This window comes from Oerskovia rustica (assembly GCF_014836555.1).
In the GTDB taxonomy this organism is placed as follows: Bacteria; Actinomycetota; Actinomycetes; order Actinomycetales; family Cellulomonadaceae; genus Oerskovia; species Oerskovia rustica.
In genome coordinates this window covers 45,893-62,425 of sequence record NZ_JACSQQ010000007.1, presented here as the reverse complement: position 1 = coordinate 62,425, position 16,533 = coordinate 45,893, and the positions used below count along the sequence as shown (strand labels likewise).

At 73.3% G+C, this 16,533-nt stretch carries 13 protein-coding genes; all 13 read right to left on the bottom strand.

The window, feature by feature from the left end:
• Nucleotides 1-36 precede the first annotated feature (36 nt).
• The 13 genes from H9652_RS05675 to H9652_RS05615 all read right to left on the bottom strand — a co-directional run bounded on the left by H9652_RS05675 (nt 37) and on the right by H9652_RS05615 (nt 16,482).
• Nucleotides 37-2,064, bottom strand: coding sequence for a DUF7937 domain-containing protein (locus H9652_RS05675; protein ID WP_191795390.1), 2,028 nt, complete (start codon nt 2,062-2,064; stop codon nt 37-39).
• An 87-nt stretch (nt 2,065-2,151) separates the two neighbouring features.
• Nucleotides 2,152-3,792 carry an outer membrane protein assembly factor BamB family protein gene (locus tag H9652_RS05670; RefSeq protein ID WP_191795389.1) on the bottom strand — a complete coding sequence of 547 codons (1,641 nt, stop codon included), beginning with the start codon at nt 3,790-3,792 and terminating at the stop codon, nt 2,152-2,154.
• A 113-nt stretch (nt 3,793-3,905) separates the two neighbouring features.
• Entirely contained in the window at nt 3,906-5,480 is a 1,575-nt protein-coding gene (locus H9652_RS05665; protein WP_191795388.1) for an outer membrane protein assembly factor BamB family protein, read from the bottom strand.
• A 48-nt stretch (nt 5,481-5,528) separates the two neighbouring features.
• Nucleotides 5,529-7,073: an alpha/beta hydrolase family protein gene (locus tag H9652_RS05660; protein ID WP_191795387.1), complete on the bottom strand. Its 1,545-nt coding sequence runs from the start codon at nt 7,071-7,073 to the stop codon at nt 5,529-5,531.
• 69 nt (nt 7,074-7,142) lie between these two features.
• Nucleotides 7,143-8,090, bottom strand: a complete 948-nt coding sequence (gene era / locus H9652_RS05655) for a GTPase Era (protein WP_191795386.1) — start codon at nt 8,088-8,090, stop codon at nt 7,143-7,145.
• On the bottom strand, nt 8,087-9,562 hold the full coding sequence (locus H9652_RS05650) for a hemolysin family protein (protein WP_191795385.1): 1,476 nt from the start codon (nt 9,560-9,562) through the stop codon (nt 8,087-8,089). The genes era and H9652_RS05650 overlap by 4 nt, the downstream gene beginning before the upstream one ends.
• Nucleotides 9,559-10,011 (bottom strand): rRNA maturation RNase YbeY, encoded by a 453-nt coding sequence (gene ybeY, locus H9652_RS05645; RefSeq protein ID WP_030151649.1) that lies wholly within the window; start codon nt 10,009-10,011, stop codon nt 9,559-9,561. The genes H9652_RS05650 and ybeY overlap by 4 nt, the downstream gene beginning before the upstream one ends.
• Nucleotides 10,011-11,129: a PhoH family protein gene (locus tag H9652_RS05640; protein WP_191795384.1), complete on the bottom strand. Its 1,119-nt coding sequence runs from the start codon at nt 11,127-11,129 to the stop codon at nt 10,011-10,013. Before H9652_RS05640 ends, ybeY begins: the two co-directional genes overlap by 1 nt.
• Nucleotides 11,130-11,272: 143 nt before the next feature.
• Nucleotides 11,273-11,641 (bottom strand): histidine triad nucleotide-binding protein, encoded by a 369-nt coding sequence (locus H9652_RS05635; protein WP_030151647.1) that lies wholly within the window; start codon nt 11,639-11,641, stop codon nt 11,273-11,275.
• 70 nt (nt 11,642-11,711) lie between these two features.
• Nucleotides 11,712-12,548: a 16S rRNA (uracil(1498)-N(3))-methyltransferase gene (locus tag H9652_RS05630; RefSeq protein ID WP_191795383.1), complete on the bottom strand. Its 837-nt coding sequence runs from the start codon at nt 12,546-12,548 to the stop codon at nt 11,712-11,714.
• A gap of 1 nt (nt 12,549) precedes the next feature.
• Entirely contained in the window at nt 12,550-13,662 is a 1,113-nt protein-coding gene (gene dnaJ, locus H9652_RS05625) for a molecular chaperone DnaJ (protein WP_030151645.1), read from the bottom strand.
• A gap of 115 nt (nt 13,663-13,777) precedes the next feature.
• On the bottom strand, nt 13,778-14,794 hold the full coding sequence (gene hrcA, locus H9652_RS05620; RefSeq protein WP_191795382.1) for a heat-inducible transcriptional repressor HrcA: 1,017 nt from the start codon (nt 14,792-14,794) through the stop codon (nt 13,778-13,780).
• Between the two features lie 245 nt (nt 14,795-15,039).
• On the bottom strand, nt 15,040-16,482 hold the full coding sequence (locus H9652_RS05615; protein ID WP_318243998.1) for an MFS transporter: 1,443 nt from the start codon (nt 16,480-16,482) through the stop codon (nt 15,040-15,042).
• Nucleotides 16,483-16,533: the final 51 nt, after the last annotated feature.

The window sequence follows — 16,533 nt, the reverse complement described above, 5'->3', positions numbered from 1 at the left end:
CCGTCGGCCCGCCTCACGGCGAGACCACCAGGGCGGTCAGCGGCGCGAACGCAGCGCCGCGTCGACCGCCGGGTCGCCCAGGTTGCCGAGCCACTCGAGCAGCGCGGGGTACGTCGACGGGTTCGCCGCGACCTGGGGCCGCAGGTGCGGTGCTTCCTGGACGATCTGCGCGAGCACCTCGAGCGGGGTGGACGGGTCCAGCGCCTGAGCAGCGCTGAACCCCACCGGCTGCGGGTCCTGGTACGGGGGCAGGACCGCGGTGTCCCCCACGGACTGTGCGGCGTAGCCGGGCCGGGCCGCGTAGCCCGAGCGCTCGGGTACGACCGGCTGCACGGGGTGCGACGACGAGCCGCCCTGAGCCGGCAGGACCTGCGTCGGCTGGTACTGCTCGACCGGGCGGGCGGGCTGCGGCTGGGGGTCCTGCCGGACGGGCTGCGTCGGCCCCTGGCTCGGCTGGTAGCGGACCTGCTGCACGGGCTGAGCCTGCTGCGGCTGGGCCTGCACCGGCGTCTGGGCGGGCGTCGGGCGCGACGACGGGGCTGCGACCGGATCGGGCTCCTGCTCGCCGGCCTCGGGACCGTAGCCGTCCGGGCCGGTCGCATAGCTGCCGCTGCCGTACGGGCCCGCGACGGGCTCCGGCACAGGCTTGGGACGCGCCGGGCGCGGCGCGGGCGGCTGCCAGACGTACGCGCTCGGCGCGGCGTCCGACCCGACGGGCGACGCGGGCCGGTTCTCCGCGAAATGGGTCCTGACCTCGGCCGGGACCGTGAGGGCGAACACCACGAGGAGCGGCAGCCCGTAGGCCAGCAGCAGGAGCGAGGTCCCGAAGCCCGTACCTGGCTGGTTCGTCGCGACGATGAGAAGGACGATGCCGAGGATCGCGACGACGCCCGCCGCGCCCAGGGCGAGCGTCCGCCCGGCCACCGCGTCACGCGCGAGCGACCGACGGGCCACGAACGCGGCGCCCGCGGCGAGCAGCCCGAACACGATCGACAGGATCAGGATCGAGCCCCGACCGCCGTCTGCGAGGGTGAGGACACCGGACAGCGCGGTCCCGACGGCGACCACCACGACGAGGTCGAGCGCGTGCACCGCGACCGCGACCCAGGTCGAGACGGGCGAGGACGACGATGCGGTGGTGCGGGCGAGGGCGGGCGAGGCCGCGACCGCTGCCGCGGCCGGGACCAGCAGCAGCCCGAACTGCCCGAGCGCGAAGGAGTCGAAGCTGACCAGCAGGTTGCTGGTGTTGAGCACGAACAGCACCACCAGGGCGACACCCAGCCCGACGAGCACCAGGCGCCAGGCCTCGTCACGTCGCAGGATCCCCCACACGGGCCACCCGACGAGCGCCACGGTCACGGCCCCGGCGACGAGGAACCGGAGCACCAGCAGGACGGGAACCCCCAGGGAGAAGGTGAGGAGGAAGGCGACCAGCGCCCCGACGACCGCCACACCGGCGATCACCGTCAGCACGAGCGACCAGAGCCGCGACACCGCCGCGTCCTGCTCGACCGGGCCGAGCTCGGCCTGCCGCGGCTGGGCCGCCAGGAGCGCCCCCGCGAGGCCGAGCGAGAGCGCCGTCCCGACGCCACCCCACCCGTTGTCGACCGACCGGTTCACCAGGTCCAGGACGACGTAGACCGCGGCCAGGAGCACGTACGGGGCGTTCGCGACGAGACGCGCGAGGCGGGTCGTGTGCACCGTCCACGTCGTCGGCAGAGCGCCGGTCCGTGCCAGGTACGGGAGGGCGAGCGAAAGGAGCGAGACGACCGTGACGAGGATGACCTCGATCTTGTCCGACGCCTTGTGCCCGGCGTCCCACGGCATCGTGAGCGAGACGAACAGGAGCAGCGCCGCCACGCCGTCCCGCACGTAGTCGCTCACGGGGATACCGACGAACGGGTTGCTCCCGGCAGCCGGTCCCGGCTTCTGCTCGGCACCACCTGCGGGCTCGGCGGCGGACACCTTCACGGACCCGTCCGACGACGGAGCCTTCTGCGCCCCTCCGGCGGGAGTGCGTGGCTGCTGATCGGGGCCGGGCCCAGGGTCGGTCTCGTTGGTCATCGCGTTCTCCCTACAGATCACCCCGGGCTCGGTGTCGGTCGAGCGCCGGATCAGGCCACGACGGCCCCGTCAGTTTCTACCGGTAGATCACCGATGGCTCAAGTCTCCCACTCTGTACCTGCGCGTCCCACGACCCAGACGCACGACCTCGGTCCTCGTCAGGGCGAACAGCATCCCCTGTGCGGAGACGACCTCGTGGTACTCCCCGTCGAGGGTCCGGCGCCACTCGGTGCGGCCGTCGAAGAGACTCACGGACACGACGCTCGTCGAGGCACCGTCCGTCCCGCCGGGCACGTCGCCGACCGTCGCGAGCAGCACCGAGTCCCCGTCGGTGAACACCCGGACGATCTCCGTCGGCAACCAGCGCTGCCACACCTCGCGGCCCGTCCTGGTCTCGAGCGCCAGCAGCCGCGACCCCGACTCCATCACGACGACGTCGTCCGTCTGGAGCCAGAGCACCTCGGGCCACTCCTCCCGATGCCACAGACGGTGCCCCGTGGTCGCGTCGTACCCCGTGAACCCGGGCATCCGGACCACGAGCACCTGGGGAGGGCCGCCGTCGGTGACCTGGGGCACGAACGGCTCCCCGGCCACGCTGAACCTCTGCCGACCGTCGGGCCCGACCACGTCCACGCGGTCCTCCTGCCCGGTCCGGCGGTCGTCGACCACCCTGGCCGACGAGCCTCCCGGGAGGCCGCGCTCCCGCAACCATCCGCGCGCCTGCGCGCTGGAGAACTCTGCCGACGAGTCCCCCGCAGCGTCGAAGGTCTCCGACACGTCGCCGGAACGGACGTGCAGCAGACCGCGCGCCACGACCAGGCCGACGTCCGCGACGGGCGCGTCTGCTGTGGAGGTCCCTTCGGCCCCCGTGGACCCGACCGCGTCCACGGGAGCCGGCGCCACACCGACGGTGCGGACCCGCTCGACGGCACCGTCGAGCGCGCCCTCCCACGTCACGACGACGCCGTCCGCCCCACGAGCAGCGGTCGCGACGCGCCCTCCCGCGAGCGGTGCGGCCGCCTCGACGCCGGCGGTCAGCGCCCGGGACCCGACGACCTGCCCGGTCCGGTCCAGTACCGAGACGAGGAACGGGAACCCGTCGTCGCTCCGACCGGCACCGACCGGCGCCCCCCGGTCCGTGACGCACACGAGCGGCGAACCCTGCACGGCAGGGTCGAGGAGATCTGGCCCGCACGTCGTGGGCCCGGGCGGCAGGTGGACGGTCCACAGCTCGTCGCCCGTGGTGACGTCCCGGGCAGTCACCGCCCCCTCCGCTCCGGTGAGCACCACCTGCCCGTCGACGGCCGCGGGGAGCCCCTCACCGGTCGAGGCCCGCCACAGGCTCGCAGGCTCGGAGGCGACGGGCCAGAGCCCTCCGGCCTGCGCGGCCACCCGGTCCGCCCGCGCCCGTTCCAGTACCGCCCCGACCGCGAGCGAGGCCCCCACGCCGCAGCCCAGGAGGACCACGGCGAGGACCACGCGGACGGGCCGGCCCCTCGTCCTGCCGTGCGCGCCGGGTATGTCGGCTCCCCCCGGCGGCCGCCCGGCGCCGACCGACGACGAGCCTGCCCCCGCCCTTCCGGCCGCGGTGCCTCCCGGGTGCGCTCCGCCGCTCCCCGTCGTCCGTCCGGTGGCCCCTGCCGGCCCCGCGTCGAAGTCGTCGTCGAGCTCGGCCACCTCGACCAGCTCGACGGCGTGGGCATCATGCTCACGACGTCGTGGAGCCACCTCTCCACGGTAGTCCCGATGCGTCGCCCGGGCGGGGCGGGGTGCCGCCACCTCGGCGGTGCGCCACGACATGGCGCCGGACCGTCCGCGCGACCTGGAGCTCCGGCGGGCCGTCAGCCGATGCCCAGCAGGGTGCCGTCGTCGGTCGCGACGACGAGCGTCCCACGCGCGCTGGCCCCCCACACGAAGAGATCGGTGAGGTGGCTCGACCACAGTTCCTGCCCGGAGTCCACGGAGACCGCCGTGATCCGGGTCCCGCCCCCCGCGCTCGTCCCCACGAGGTACAGGTCCGTCCCGTCGGTGTACGCCGACGAGTAGGCCAGGAGGTCGGAGGACTCCCACAACCGTCTCCCGGAGCCCAGGTCCACCCCCCGCAGCCGACCTGCCTCCGACAGGATCCCGACCTCGCCCACCTGGGCGACCGGGGCACTGACCCCGTCGACGCTCCACCGGGTCCGTCCGGTCGCCGCATCGAGGGCGGTCGTGCGCGGCGGCTCGATGTTCCCGGACTCGTCCATGAGACCGCCGCCCTCCGTGACGAGGAACACCCGCGACGGTCCTCCGTCCGTCACGGCGAACTCCTGGACGGTGCCCCGGGTGCGGAAGAGCTCCGCCCCGTCGGGATCGAGGACGGTCGAGGCGCCGTCGGGATGCTGGACGACGGCGAGCCCTCCCCGCAACGGGCTGGTCCACGAGTCCTCGGCCTCGTCCACGGTCCGGCCCTGCGCGTCCAGCGTCACGAGGCGGCCCGCGACCGCGACCATGAGCACCGACCCACCGTCCTGCAGTCCCAGGTAGTCCTCACCCGGGCCGCTCCCGCGGTCCTCGTCGATCTCCCGCGACCACCGCAGCTCTCCCGTGGCGAGGTCCTCCAGGTCGACGACCACGTGCCCGCCGTCCCCCCACCTGACCGAGGCGACGCCGTCGTCGAAGACGGCCGCCCCCTGCGTCCCCTCGCGGAACGTGCGGGAGCCCGTGAGCTCCCCCGTCGCGGCGACCATGACGTCGATGCGCACCGGGAGGGACTGCTCGAACGTCGCCCCGTCCGTGGGGACCGACCGGAGCTCGAACGTCGTGCAGACCAACGGGTCCTCCTGCGCCTCCCACGTCCCGGTGCCGGTGCACCCGGTCGTGACCCGCGCCGTGTCCGACGCCGGCCGGGGCGCACCGCGCCACAGCTCCCGCCCGGTCGTCGGGTCGTACCCGACCGCAGGGCTACCGGGCGCGACGAGCGTCCCGTCCACCACGACGGGTGACAACCACCATCCCGAGCCGTCGTCGCCCGAGGACCTCGGCTCGATCCGCCACCGGACTCCCACCTCCGGGCCCAGCGGTCTGATCCCCCCGGCGGCGACCACCCGCTCGACGCGCGCAGACTCGTTCATCTCGCCACGGACGACCCCTCCGACGGCGAGGAGGGCGACGACAGACGCCCCTGCCCCCACGAGGAGGCGTGCCCTGCGCGACCACCTTCGACGGGCGGGCCGCTCGCCGACGCGCGGTTCGTCACCGGCGCCGACCTGCGACACCCGGCCGACGGCCGCCCCCTGGACGGGCGACGCACCGTCGGGCACGTCGCCGTGCGACCGCGGGCCGGGCCCGTCCAGCCCGCTCAGGTCCTCGTCGACCTCCTCGATCGCGAAGACGCGCACGCTCGACCTGGCCGTGCCCCGCGAACGTCGTCCCATGGGACGACCCTAAGCGCCGGGACGACCCCAGGCGCCGACGACCGAGAATCAGATGCCCAGCTGGTACACGCCCCAGTAGGCCAGCGTCACGAGCAGGATCGTCGACCCCGCGACGGTCGCCCACAGCGTCGTGCGGGCGCCGACGCCGGTCGCCGGGCGCACCACGACGCCCCCGCCCGAGGCGTCGACCGCCTTGCGCGCCGTCCGCAGGTCCGACAGGCGGTTGATGATGAACGCCGCCGCCACGACGGTCGCCAGGCCCAGCAGACGCACCGCGACCCATCCGCCCTGGACCACCCACGCGTCCGTCCGGTAGTCCAGCGCGAGCCTCGCGACCGAGACCAGGTAGACGACGAGGCCCACCATCGTCGCGACGGACCCCGCCGCGAGACCCACGAGCGGCCATCGAAGACCCGCGGCGAGCCGTCCTGCCGGACGCGGCGTGCGGCGCAGCCTGCGTGCCACGCCCGTCACGAGCCACATGAGCGGACCGACCACGAGGAGCACACCACCCACGATCACGAACCCGATGACGATGTCACCGTTCCCGTACCACCGGGGGTTGGGCACGGCGGACGCGAGGTAGAGCTGGTTCGGCTGGCCGCCCGCCACGGTCGGGGCGGCGCCCGCCGTGCCCATGAGTCCCTGGACCCACGCCGAGACGTCGCGCGCGAACTCCGGCACGAGGACGTCGTCGATCTTGATCCCGTGGTTCGCGCCCTCGTAGTAGCGCACCGTCACGTCGTGGTTCCCGTTCGCACCGGCCTCCGCGATGATGCGCAGCGCGCCCTGCTCGACCGGCATCGACGGGTCCGCCGTGCCGTAGACCACGAGGGTCGGCACGTCGAGGCGCGCGAGGTAGGGCGTGACGTCGAAGTCGGCGTACTCGAACCCTCCGCCCGGCATCTCCATGCCCACGGCTCGGGGGATCGCCCGGAAGACTCCCTGCGGCACCCCCGTGTTGCGCAGGTAGGAGTCGACCGCGAAGCCCGCCTGCTGCCGCGGCGGCACCACGGGCGCCGAGACCATGACCAGGAACGAGACGTCCGGGTCCTGGTCCACCAGCACCGGTGCGATCCACGTGCCCTCCGACTCGGCGTAGAGCCCCACCCGCTCGGGGTCGACCGAGGGCCGGGTGCGCAGGAGGTCCACCGAGCGCTGGTAGTCCGCCGCCATGCCGACGTAGTCGCGGTGCCGCGTCGTGTACGTGTCGAGCCGCTTGGAGGGCACGAGCGTCACGACGCCGGCGCTCGCCATCTGGGTCGCGACGTCGACGAACGCCTCGTCCGCAGCCCCCGTCCCCGCACCGTGGAGGAACACCACCCCGGGGCGCCCCTCGGGGGCGTCGACCGGCTCGCGCACGATCCCGTCGACACTCGTCCCGTCGAGCCGGATGACGACCGGGGTCTCCGTGACCTCGTACGTCCCCACCGGCTGGACGTCGGGCCCCTGACCACCGATCGTCGTGTCCGACGTCGTGGGTTCGAGATGGTCGGTGACCGGCACGGGCGACCACTGGGGTCCGGTGACGGCCCCCACCAGGGCCAGGCCGATCGCGAGGGCGGCGCTCGTCGCCGCGGTACGGAAGATCACGACGGCATCGTCTCGCGCGAGCGGGGCCACCCGCCCTGGGAACGGCCCGACGTGGGACGGGGGTACACCCTAGAACCCGAGCCGGCGCAGCTGCTTGGGGTCGCGCTGCCAGTCCTTGGCGACCTTGACGTGCAGGTCGAGGTACACGCGCGCGCCGAGCAGCGCCTCGATGCCCTTGCGGGCCTCGGTCCCGACGTGGCGCAGGCGCGAACCGCCACGCCCGATGATGATCGCCTTCTGGCTGTCACGCTCCACGAAGAGGTTGACCCGGACGTCCAGGAGCGGCGGCCGACCCGTCTCCGGGTTCCCCGATCCTTCCCGCGGCACGATCTCGTCGACGACCACGGCAAGGCTGTGCGGGAGCTCGTCGCGCACGCCCTCCAGGGCCGCCTCGCGGACGAGCTCGGCGACCATCACGGCCTCGGGCTCGTCGGTCAGCTCGCCACCGGGGTACAGCTCAGGGCCCGGCGGCAGGTGCTTGATCAGCACCTCCTCGAGGGTCTCGACCTGGAAACCGTCCTTGGCCGAGACCGGCACGATGTCCTGCCACTCGCCGAGCTGGTCCACCGCGAGGAGGTGCTTCGTCAGGGTCTCGCGGTCGACGAGGTCGGCCTTGGTCACGACGGCGACGACCGGGGTCGGGCGGCGGCCCTTCATGAGCTCCGCGAGCTGGGCCGCGATGTACTTGTCCCCCGGCCCCACCTTCTGGTCCGCCGGGAGGCAGAACGCGATGACGTCGACCTGGGCGAGGGTCTCACGGACCAGGTCGTTGAGCCGCTCGCCGAGGAGCGTGCGCGGACGGTGCAGCCCGGGCGTGTCCACGAGGATGAGCTGTGCGTCGGGGCGGTGCACGATGCCGCGGATCGTGTGACGGGTCGTCTGCGGTCGCCCGGAGGTGATCGCGACCTTCTGCCCGACCAGGGCGTTCGTGAGCGTGGACTTGCCCGCGTTGGGCCGTCCGACGAAGCACGCGAAGCCGGCCTTGTGCTCTGCTGCTGCGTGGTCGTTCTGGGTCACCGGTGTGCTTCTCTCTCGTTCGACTCTCCCGCTCGACGCGGGGTGTCACTGGTCCGCCCGGCACGCTCGGCGCGCTCGGGGGTCGTCTGGTGGTCTCGGTGGCCGCGCTCGCGCGGCTCGGTGCGCTCGCGCACCTCGTTGCTCGACGACGCCCCCGGGGCGTCCGGGTCCTCGCGGTCGGCGACGACGGCGCTCACGAGCACGGTCGCGAGCTGCTTGCGGCGCCCCTCGACGCGTTCACCCGTCATGTGCACGCCCTGGGCCTCCGCGGCCGACCCGGGCAGCGGGACCTTGCCGAGCGCCTTGGACAGCAGGCCCCCGACGGTGTCGACGTCGTCGTCCTCGATGTCGCGGTCGAAGAGCTCTCCGAGCTCGTCGAGAGGCAGGCGGGCGGGCACCCGGAACGTCCCGTCCCCCAGGTCCTCGATCTCGGGGCCGGACCGGTCGTGCTCGTCGGTCAGCTCCCCGACAATCTCCTCGAGAGCGTCCTCGATCGTCACGAGGCCCGCGACGCCGCCGTACTCGTCGACCACCATCGCGATGTGCGACGCCGAGGCCTGCATCTCGCGCAGGAGGTCGTCGACCGGCTTGGACTCCGGCACGAAGATCGCCGGACGGGCGACGTCCTCGACGCGGCGCGACGCCGCCTCGGGCGAGGCGTGCACGACCTTGACGACGTCCTTGAAGTAGACGACGCCCACGAGGTCGTCGACCGACGTCCCCGTGACCGGCAGCCGCGAGAACCCGGAGCGCAGGAACAGGGCGAGCGCCTTGGACAGGGGCGTCGACGCCGGGGTCGTGATCATGTCGGTGCGGGGCACCATGACCTCGCGCGTGAGGGTGTCACCGAGCTCGAAGACGGAGCGGATCATCTCGCGCTCCTCCTCCTCGATGATCTCGGACTCGTTGACGCGGTCGACCATGTCCCGCAGCTCACGCTCGTACGGCCCGTCGGCCTCGTCCCGCGATGCCGTGACCCGCACCAGCCAGCCCGTCAGGGCGACCGCGGGGGTCAGGATCCCCGACAGGGCCACGAGCACCCGCACCGGGTGCTGGCGCCCGAGGGCGCGCGGCGCGACCCGGGCGAAGCCCAGCGCGACGAGGACTGCGAACAGCAGGGCCACGAGCAGCGCCTGCCACCAGTCGTCGAGCCACGCCAGGACGAGCAGCGTCACGCAGGAGGCTGCCAGCATCTCGGCGACGACGCGCAGGAACGCGAGCGACGCCGCGGTGTGCGGAGGGTCCTCGGTCAGCGCCTGGACCCTGCGCACCCGGACCACGCGCGGAGGCAGCGGGCCGCCCGCCCCACCGCCGTTCGTGCCGGTGGTGGCGCCCTCGACCTCCGCGGCTGCCTCGCCCACCGCGGCACGCGTGACACGCATGACCGCCGCCTCGCCCGCGCCGAGCGCCCCCGCGAGGAGGACTCCGACGACCGCGAGGACCAGCAGCAGCGCGACGGGGACCTCGGTCATCGGCTGGCGAGGAAGGTCAGGAGCAGCTTGCGCTGCAGCGCGAACATCTCCTTCTCCTCCTCGGGCTCGGCGTGGTCGTAGCCGAGCAGGTGGAGGATGCCGTGCGTCGTGAGCAGGAGCATCTCCTCGGCCGTCGAGTGGCCGGCCGTGACCGCCTGCTGCGCGGCGACCTCGGGGCACAGCACGATGTCGCCCAGCTCGCCCGCAGGGGTCACGTCCCCGTCGCGCCCGGGACGGAGCTCGTCCATGGGGAACGACAGGACGTCCGTGGGGCCGGGCTCGTCCATCCAGCGCACGTGCAGCTCGGCCATGACGTCGGACTCGACGAACCGGATGCCGAGCTCGCTCTGGGGGTGGACGTGCATCGCGTCCAGGACGTAGCGCGCGAGGGCCGCGAACTCCGCCTCGTCGACCTCGTAGCCGGACTCGTTGTTGATCTCGACGCTCATCAGCGTGCCCCTTGCTCTCGTTGGTCTCGTGTGTCTCGTGGTCGCTCACGGCGCGCCGTGCCGCCGCGCCCGGCGCCGTGCGCGTGGCCTCCGCCGTCGCGCGCGGTGCTCACGTCCCAGCGCGCGTAGGCGTCGATGATGTCGCTCACGAGGCGGTGCCGTACGACGTCCGTCGAGGTCAGCCGGCAGAACTCGACGTCGTCGACCCCGGTCAGGACGTCCTCGATGACCCGCAGCCCGGACGGCGTCCCACCCGGCAGGTCGACCTGCGTCACGTCGCCCGTGATGACCATCTTGGAACCGAAGCCGAGACGGGTCAGGAACATCTTCATCTGCTCGGTCGAGGTGTTCTGCGCCTCGTCGAGGATGATGAACGCGTCGTTCAGCGTGCGACCGCGCATGTATGCCAGCGGCGCCACCTCGATGGTCCCGGCCTCGATGAGCTTGGGGATCGACTCGGGGTCGATCATGTCGTGCAGCGCGTCGTACAGGGGGCGCAGGTACGGGTCGATCTTCTCGGAGAGCGAGCCGGGCAGGAACCCGAGCCGCTCCCCCGCCTCGACGGCCGGACGGGTCAGCACGATCCGGCTGACCTGCTTGGCCTGGAGCGCCTGGACGGCCTTGGCCATCGCGAGGTACGTCTTGCCGGTCCCGGCGGGGCCGATCCCGAACGTCACGGTGCTCGCGTCGATCGCGTCGACGTAGCGCTTCTGCCCGACCGTCTTGGGACGGATCGTCCGGCCACGGCTGGAGAGGATGTTGAACGTCAGGACCTCGGCCGGGCGGGCCGCGGTCGCCGCGGTGAGCATCGCGACGGAGCGCGTCACGACGTCGGGCGTGAGGCGGGTGCCGGACTCGACGACCTCGACGAGCTCGTCGAGCAGCCGGGAGGCGAGCGCGACGTCGCCGACGGGGCCGGTGACCGCGATCTCGTTCCCGCGGGCATGGACGTCGATCGTGGGGAACCCGGACTCGATGGCTCGCAGGACCACGTCACCGCTGCCGAGCAGGTCCACCATCGGCACGTGGGACGGCACGACGATACGGTGCTCGACCCGGGTCCCGGAGGGGTGCGCGGCCGCCGGGCCGTTCGGTGTGGGTGGTGTCGAAGATGGCATGAGCCGGCTTGCGCCGCGGCACTCCTTCAGCAGGTCTGGTCGTTCGTGGTGCGTCCATGATATCGAGCGTGTCCGCCCGGGTCAGGGCGAATACCGGGCGCACCGGGCGGCCCGCAGGACCGGGCGGACGAGCGTCCTTGCGGTCAGGCCGGGTTCCACCCCAGCGCGGTGCCGCCGATGACGTGCCCGTGGACGTGGAACACGCTCTGCCCGGCGCGCGGTCCCGAGTTGAAGATGAGCCGGAACTGCCCGTCGGCCTGCTCGCTCGCGACCTCGTCGGCCAGGGCCACGACCCCCGCGAGGAGGTCCGGGTCGGCGGCGGCGAGCTGCGCGATGTCGCCGTGGTGCGCGCGGGGCACCACGAGGACGTGGAGCGGGGCCTGCGGGTTGATGTCCTTGAACGCCACGGCCTGGTCCGTGGTCGCCACGATCGTCGCGGGGATCTCGCCTGCGACGATCTTGCAGAACAGGCAGTCCGGGTCGGTCGGGCGCGAGGTGTCGTTGCTGGTCATGACGGCAGGCTACCCCCGGCTCGCCGGCACGGCCCGGGAGGCGGACGGTGCGCCCCCACCACGTGCGGGGTCACCGCTCGTCGTCCGCCGCGCCCCACCGGCCGAGCCGTTGGACGAGCATCGCGATCGCGACCGGGCCCGCCGTCGAGGTCCGCAGCACGTGCGGGCCGAGGCGCGCGGTGCGTGCACCGGCACCGGCCAGGGCCTCGACCTCCTTCTCGGAGATCCCGCCCTCCGGCCCGACGACGACGAGCACCTCGGGCGCTCGTCCCGCCGCGGCCACGTCCTGGGACGCGGGGACGGGCAGGGCCACCTCGGCGAGCGGGACGACGGCCTCCTCGTGCAGCACGATGACGGCACCGCCCGCGTCGACGACCTGGCGCGTGCGCTCGACGAGCCCGCGCGTGTCGATCGCGAGGTCCACCCGGGGAAGGCGGGCACGCCGCGCCTGCTTGGTCGCGGCGCGCACGGTCGCGAGCCAGCGGGCGCGCGACTTGGCCGCGCGGTCGCCACGCCACACCACGATCGACCGCTCGGCCTGCCACGGGACCACGGCGTCGGCGCCGACCTCGGTCGCCGCCTCGATCGCCATCTCGTCGCGGTCGCCCTTCGCGAGGGCCTGGACCAGCGTCACCACGACGTCGGGTGCGGGCTCCTCGACGACCTCACGGACGCGCAGGTGGACCCCGGAGGGCTCGACACCTTCGATGCTGCACCGCAGGCGCAGGCCCTCGCCGTCGACGACGTCGACCGCCTCCCCGACCCCGCGCCGCTGGACGACGCCCGCGTGGCGCCCCTCGGCGCCGTCGAGCACGTAGAGCGAACCCGCCGGGAAGCCCGCGAGGCCACCCGCGGCCCCGCTCTCCGACGAGCTGCTCGCCTCCGCGAGGAAGACCGGCGCGCTCATGTCAGCGCCCCGAGAGCTTGTCGCGCAGGCGGGAGAACACTCCCGGGTGCGCGGCGGACAGGCGCGGGTCCGGACGCTCCTCGCCGCGGGCCTTCGCGAGCGAGCGCAGCAGCTCCTCCTGCTCCTCGTCGAGGCCCGTCGGGACCTGGACCTCGACGTGCACGTTGAGGTCACCGCGACCACCGGTGTGCAGGTGGCCGACGCCGAGGTTCTTGAGCGTGACGATCTGCCCGGGCTGGGTCCCGGGGCGCAGGTCGATCTCCTGCGGGCCGTCGAGGGTCTCGAGCTCCAGGACCGTCCCGAGGGCCGCAGCCGTCATGGGCACCTGGAGCGTGCAGTGCAGGTCGTCGCCGCGACGCACGAAGACCTCGTGGTTGCGCTCGCGGATCTCGACGTACAGGTCGCCCGCGGGGCCACCGGCCGGGCCGACCTCGCCCTGCGACGTGAGCTTGATGCGGGTGCCCGTGTCGACGCCCGCGGGGACGTTCACGGTCAGGGTGCGACGGCTGCGCACGCGACCCTCGCCCGCGCACTCGGCGCACGGCTCGGGGATCACGGTGCCGAAGCCCTGGCACGCGGCACAGGGGGCGGTCGTCATGACCTGGCCGAGGAACGAACGCGCCACGCGCTGGACCGTGCCACGGCCGTTGCACACGTCGCACGTGCGGGGCGACGTGCCGGGGCGACAGCACGAGCCGGAACAGGTCCCGCAGATCACCGCGGTGTCGACCTGGAGCTCGCGGCGCGCCCCGAAGGTCGCCTCCGAGAGGTCGATGTCGAGACGCACCAGGGCGTCCTGGCCGCGGCGTGCGCGCGGGATGGGTCCCGACTGCGCCTGGCCTCCCCCGAAGAACGTCTCGAAGATGTCCTGGAAGCCGAAGCCTCCGCCCATGCCCCCGCCGGCGGCCGACGGGTCCGAGCCGAGGTCGTACTGCTGGCGCTTGTCCGGGCTGGACAGCACCTCGTAGGCGCGGGACACGTCCTTGAACTTGTCCTCGGCGGCCTCGCCCGCGACGTCAGGGTGCAGCTCACGGGCCAGCTTGCGGTAGGCCTTCTTGATCTGGTCCTGGCTCGCGTCCCGGGGCACGCCCAGGATCTCGTAGTAGTCGCTCACAGGTCACTCTCTACTAGCGCACGCCGATCCAGGATCGGCGACTTCCGACAACACCGTGCGGTGACGACCAGGGTCGAAGGACCCGGCGCGGCGCCCGCCGGCGCAAGAACCGAACTCATGCGGTCAGGACGCGCGACAGGTACCGCGCGACCGCGCGGACCGAGGCGATCGTCCCGGGATAGTCCATGCGGGTCGGTCCGATCGAGCCGATCAGCGCGACCGAGTCCCCCTCGTTACCGTATCCGCTCGTCACGACCGAGGTTTCCGCGAGCCCCTCGAGCTGCGTCTCGTGACCGATGCGCACGCTCACCCCGGTCTCCGCGGCCATCTCGGTCAACAACCCGAGCAGCACGACTTGTTCCTCGAGCGCCTCGAGGACCGGTCGCAGCGCGTGCTCGAACCTCATGCCGACCCGGGCCAGGTTGGCGGTGCCGGCGAGCACGATGCGCTCCTCCGACTCCTCGGACAGCGTCTCCTCGACGAGCAGCGCGAGCGAGCGCGCGAGGTCCTGGTGCTCGGGGCGGAACTCCTGCGCGACGTCGGCGAAGCCCTTGCCGAGCTCCGCGAGACGCTTGCCCGCCGCCACGGCGTTGAGCCGCGAGCGCAGCTCGGCGAGCGTGGCCTCGTCCGGTGCCTGCGCGACCTCGAGGGTGCGCTGCTCGACGCGGCCCGTGTCCGTGATGATGACCACGAGCAGCCGTCGGTCGCCGACCGGCACGAGCTCGAGGTGCCGCAGGCCCGAACGGCGCAGCGACGGGTACTGCACCACGGCGACCTGGCCCGTGAGCTGAGCGAGCAGACGCCCCGCGCGGGCCACGACGTCGTCGAGGTCGACGGCCTCCGACAGGAACGTCTCGATCGCCCGCCGCTCGGGCGAGGACAGAGGCTTGACCGTCGAGAGCCTGTCCACGAACAGGCGGTAGCCCTTGTCCGTGGGGATGCGCCCGGCCGAGGTGTGGGGCTGGGCGATGTACCCGTCCTCCTCGAGCGCGGCCATGTCGTTGCGGATCGTCGCCGGGGACACGCCCAGGCGGTGCCGCTCGGCCAGGACCCGGGATCCCACCGGCTCCCTCGTCAGGACGTAGTCCTCGACGATCGCACGCAGCACGTCGAGCCGTCGTTCCTCGCTCATGGCCACCTCCCGATCGTCGCGCGTTCTCGCACTCTCCACCGTCGAGTGCTAATTCTACGCGGTCGCGGGAGGCGTGGGGCGCGACGTGCACAGGGTCCTCACGGGGTCTTCCCGACCGCGCCCTGGCCATGGCCGCAGCCGACGACGCGGCCCGCGCTCCGCCGTCGGGCCCGAGGCTCTCGCCGGGCCTCACCCCCGCCGCCGCCCCGGCACGGTGCCCGACGGCGCCGCTCACGTCGTGGACGTCACCTTGCGGGCGTGGCGTGCGCGTGGCGCGACCGCAGGTCCACGACCGCGACCACGAGCGAGACCGCGACCAGGGCGACCGTGATGAGCATCGCGGTGCTCGCCGCGACGGCTCCCGTCGATCCGCCCGCCTTGAGCGAGTAGTACGTCGAGAGGACCACGGCGATGCCCATGGCCGATCCCACGCGCTGCCCGAGCTGGAGCATGCTGCCCGCGACGCCCGCGAGCTCGACCGGGACGCGGGCCAGGGTCAGGGTCTGGTTCGGGGAGATGACGGTCCCGCTGCCGATCCCCGTGATCATCATGGTCAGGGCGATGCCCCAGCCCGCGGCCGACGAGTCGTCCCCCGTGGCGCGGATCGCGAGGATCACGCCCCCGAGCCCGACGAGGACCACCACGAGGCCCGCGACCACGAGCGGTCGGCCCCAGCGCGCGACCCCGCGGCCCGCGAGCCACGACGCCACGCCCGACGCGATCGCGAACGGCATCCCGATGAGCCCCGCGTGCAGCGGCGTGAAGTGCAGGTCGTTCTGCAGGTACAGCGTCGCGACGAGGAAGATGCCCGTGAATCCCGCGAAGTACGTGATGCCGAGCAGCGTGCCGTTGCGGAACGACGTGAGCGACAGGACTCGCGGGTCCAGGACCGGGGCGCCCGTGGTGCGCTGGTAGCGCCGTTCCCAGAACACCGCGGCGACGACCGCGACCGCCCCGAGCGCGAGCCACCACCAGCGGCCGGGGTCGTCGTCCTGGCCCGACGTCGTGACGAACGGCAGCATGACCGCGACCGTCGCGACCGCGATGAGGACGAGGCCCACGGGGTCGAGCCTGCGCGGGCCGGGCCTGCGCACCGTCACGGGCAGGAACCTGATCGCCAGGGGCAGCACGACCGCGATGATCGGGACGTTGATCCCGAAGATCCACCGCCACCCGTTCTCCTCGCCCGCGACCTGGAGGATCAGCCCGCCCAGGAGCGGACCCAGCGCCGTCGAGACGCCGATCGTCGCACCGAACATGCCGAACGCCTTGCCGCGCTCGTACCCCGAGAACATCTGCTGGATGAGCCCGATGACCTGCGGGTTGAGCATGCCCGCGCTCACGCCCTGCAGGAGCCGGGCGATCGCGAGCCACTCGTCGTTCGGTGCCAGGCCCGCCGCGAGGCTCGTGAGTGCGAAGCCCACGAGGCCGACGATGAACAACGTGCGACGCCCGCCCGCGTCGCCCAGGCGGCCGGCCGGGACGAGCGCGAGCCCGAACGCGAGGGTGTAGCCCGCGACGATGAGCTGCAGCTCGGTCGGGCCCGCGTCGAGCGCCCTCTCGATCGACGGGAGCGCGACGTTGACGATCGACACGTCGAGCATCGTGATGAAACCGACCGCGAGGCACAGCCCCAGGACGCGCCACCGCTGGGCGTCGGGCGCGGCGGGGCCGTTCGAAGTGCTCACCGGCCAGTCGTACCACGGCACGTGGGCCCGCACCCGGCGAGCGACCTCGCC

What these genes read in the sequence shown, in the direction of transcription:
- H9652_RS05675 (WP_191795390.1), bottom strand. Translation starts at nt 2,064, where the DNA reads ATGACCAACGAGACCGACCCTGGGCCCGGCCCCGATCAGCAGCCACGC.
- H9652_RS05665 (WP_191795388.1), bottom strand. Translation starts at nt 5,480, where the DNA reads ATGGGACGACGTTCGCGGGGCACGGCCAGGTCGAGCGTGCGCGTCTTC.
- H9652_RS05650 (WP_191795385.1), bottom strand. Translation starts at nt 9,562, where the DNA reads ATGACCGAGGTCCCCGTCGCGCTGCTGCTGGTCCTCGCGGTCGTCGGA.
- ybeY (WP_030151649.1), bottom strand. Translation starts at nt 10,011, where the DNA reads ATGAGCGTCGAGATCAACAACGAGTCCGGCTACGAGGTCGACGAGGCG.
- H9652_RS05640 (WP_191795384.1), bottom strand. Translation starts at nt 11,129, where the DNA reads ATGCCATCTTCGACACCACCCACACCGAACGGCCCGGCGGCCGCGCAC.
- H9652_RS05635 (WP_030151647.1), bottom strand. Translation starts at nt 11,641, where the DNA reads ATGACCAGCAACGACACCTCGCGCCCGACCGACCCGGACTGCCTGTTC.
- H9652_RS05630 (WP_191795383.1), bottom strand. Translation starts at nt 12,548, where the DNA reads ATGAGCGCGCCGGTCTTCCTCGCGGAGGCGAGCAGCTCGTCGGAGAGC.
- hrcA (WP_191795382.1), bottom strand. Translation starts at nt 14,794, where the DNA reads ATGAGCGAGGAACGACGGCTCGACGTGCTGCGTGCGATCGTCGAGGAC.